This is a genomic window from Aeromicrobium sp. (assembly GCF_014378035.1).
Taxonomy (GTDB): Bacteria; Actinomycetota; Actinomycetes; order Propionibacteriales; family Nocardioidaceae; genus Aeromicrobium.
On sequence record NZ_JACMOM010000166.1, the window covers coordinates 1 to 2,571 of the forward strand.

The window sequence follows — 2,571 nt, forward strand, 5'->3', positions numbered from 1 at the left end:
AAGGAGTTCAACTCGGCAGTCATCATCATCACCCCCGACCTCGGCGTCGTCGCCGAGCTCGCCGACGACATCCTGGTGATGTATGCCGGCAGGGCCGTTGAGTATGCCACTGCCCACGAGATTTTCACCGCCCCTCAGCACCCTTACACGTGGGGGCTGCTGGGCTCGATGCCGCGGCTGGACCGCGAGCGCACCGAGCGGCTCCGGCCCATCCACGGCACCCCGCCCAGCCTGATCAATGTCCCCAGCGGCTGTCCGTTCCACCCGCGATGCGACTATGCCGAGCTCAACGGCGGTTCCTGCGAGACCGATCGCCCGGAGTTTCTGGAGATCTCCGCTCGCCACTTCCTCGCCTGTCACCTTTCTGCCCAGGACCGCCAGCGGGTCTGGGAGAGCGACATCAGCCCGACGCTATGAGGACCGAAATGTGCCAGAGCCTGAGCACGGTATCCACCAGAGGAGCCAGGCCGTGACCTCAGCCCCGACCGACGCCGCAAGCCCGCGGAGGCACGCCTCCGGCGAGAGCGAGGACCTGCTCGTCGTCACCGACCTGCAGAAGCACTTCCCGATCCGCCGCGGTCTGCTTCAGCGCAAGGTCGGTGCAGTCAAGGCGGTCGATGGGATGAGCTTCACCGTGCGCAAGGGCGAGACCCTGTCGCTGGTGGGCGAGTCCGGCTGTGGAAAGACAACCACGGGGCGCATGCTGACCCGCCTGATCGAACCGACCGGCGGCACGATTCTGTTCGAAGGCCGGGACATCACCCACATCTCGATGGGCAAGATGCGCCCGTTGCGTCGTGACGTTCAGATGATCTTCCAGGACCCCTACGGCTCGCTGAACCCACGGCATACGGTCGGAACCATCGTCGGGGCACCCTTCCACCTGCAGAACGTGAAGACCGAGCACGGCACCAAGAAGGCCGTCCAGGAGCTCCTCGAGCTCGTGGGGCTCAGCCCGGAGCACTACAACCGCTACCCTCACGAGTTCTCCGGGGGCCAGCGACAGCGCATCGGCATCGCCCGCTCGCTCGCACTCAAGCCCAAGCTGATCGTCGCCGACGAGCCGGTCTCCGCCCTCGACGTGTCGATCCAGGCGCAGGTGATCAATCTGCTCGAGGACCTGCAGGACGAGCTCGGCCTGACGTATGTGACGATCGCCCACGATCTGTCGGTGGTCCGCCACATGTCGGACCGCGTGGCGGTCATGTACCTCGGCAAGATGGTGGAGATCGCCGACCGTACGCCGCTGTACGAGCAACCGATGCACCCCTACACGGTGGCACTGATGTCAGCGGTGCCGATCCCCGACACCGGCCGGCGCACGAAACGTGATCGGATCCGGCTCGAGGGCGACGTGCCCTCCCCGGTCAACCCCCCATCGGCCTGCCGCTTCCACACGCGCTGTTGGAAGGCCCAGGAGGTCTGCAGCACCGTCGAGCCGCTGCTGACCGAGCTCGCACCGGGGCACCGCGTCGCGTGTCACTTCCCCGAGAACCTCACCGATCTGCCGATGCCCGTGGTGCGCTAACCCTTCGGGCCCGCTGCGACACGGCATTAGCCGTTTTGTTGCACTATTGCGGGCTTGGGCTCACGTACTGATGCAATAAAACAGCTAACGGACCGGCCCGGGCGGCGTGCGTCAGTCTTCGTCCCACTCCTGATCGTTGTCGATGATGTGGACGGCAGCCTCCTCGGCGGATGACCCGCCACCGTCGATCCCCATGTCGTCGGCCACCATCTCGGAGTCGACGTCCTCATTTGTGCCCTCGTCGGGGGCCATCAGCCGCCCGCTGCGCAGACTGCCCACCTCGCCGTCGCCGAGGAAGTCGTCCTCGGCCGCGATGGCATCCGGGTCGTCGCCGCCCAGCATGTCCGACTCGGCAAGGGCACTCTCGAACGCGTTGGAGGGATCGGGCACCTCGTGGGAGAAACGCTGTTCGAGGCTCTCACCCTGGCGCTGCTCGGACAGGGTTGTCCCGTAGGCGTCGACACCACGCGGACGTTCCGGTGGCGAGTAGCCCTCGTCCAGAACGTCGTCGACCCCGCGGTCATCCAGGGTGTCCTCAGGCTGGAGCTGGTTCTCGCCATCAAGGCTGTAGCTGCCCATCGACTCCGAGCCGGTGCTCTCATGGTCGGTCATCCCCTGACCCTAATCGACTCCCCCCCGGGCAGCGGCAAATGCAGCGGCAAATTATGACGAATTGACCTTCGTCACCATTTGCCGAACGAGGTCCCGCGAGGCTTGACGCTGCCCAGGTCGATGGTCGAGATCATGTCGACCGGCAGGCCCGTCGATGCCTTCTCTGCCGCGTCGTTGGCGAGGATGTCGGCAGCGGTGTTCAACGGGAACTGGTTGCGCGGGTCGTGTCCGGGGACCTTGACGAACTTTACCGTTCCAGCCCGAGCGTCCAGCGCGGCCCAGATGGCCTCGATGATGGCTGCGTTCTTCACGGGCTGGCGTTTGGCGTTGCGCATCCCGTTGCGCCGCCAGCCAGCCCGCCACGTCGTGGAACAGTCCCGGGCGTAGGTCGAGTCGATCTGGATCACCAGGTGGGCAACATCGGGATGGTC

Annotated in this window: 4 protein-coding genes; 2 read left to right on the forward strand and 2 right to left on the reverse strand. The window is 65.8% G+C overall.

Annotated features, from left to right (window positions below):
- Positions 1-417 (forward strand): oligopeptide/dipeptide ABC transporter ATP-binding protein (locus tag H7290_RS08645; protein WP_366927616.1); only part of this gene is annotated, 417 nt, incomplete at its 5' end.
- A 52-nt stretch (positions 418-469) separates the two neighbouring features.
- On the forward strand, positions 470-1,528 hold the full coding sequence (locus H7290_RS08650) for an ABC transporter ATP-binding protein (RefSeq protein WP_290513615.1): 1,059 nt from the start codon (positions 470-472) through the stop codon (positions 1,526-1,528).
- A gap of 111 nt (positions 1,529-1,639) precedes the next feature.
- Here H7290_RS08650 and H7290_RS08655 read toward each other — a convergent pair whose 3' ends face one another.
- Together H7290_RS08655 and H7290_RS08660 are read right to left on the reverse strand one after the other, a co-directional pair.
- Positions 1,640-2,140 (reverse strand): DUF5709 domain-containing protein, encoded by a 501-nt coding sequence (locus H7290_RS08655; RefSeq protein WP_290513616.1) that lies wholly within the window; start codon positions 2,138-2,140, stop codon positions 1,640-1,642.
- Between the two features lie 71 nt (positions 2,141-2,211).
- Positions 2,212-2,571: RNase H family protein (locus H7290_RS08660; RefSeq protein WP_366927617.1), on the reverse strand; the 360-nt coding region annotated here is incomplete at its 5' end.

Excerpts from the sequence above, each read along its gene's own strand:
- H7290_RS08655 (WP_290513616.1), bottom strand. The coding sequence starts at position 2,140 with ATGACCGACCATGAGAGCACCGGCTCGGAGTCGATGGGCAGCTACAGC.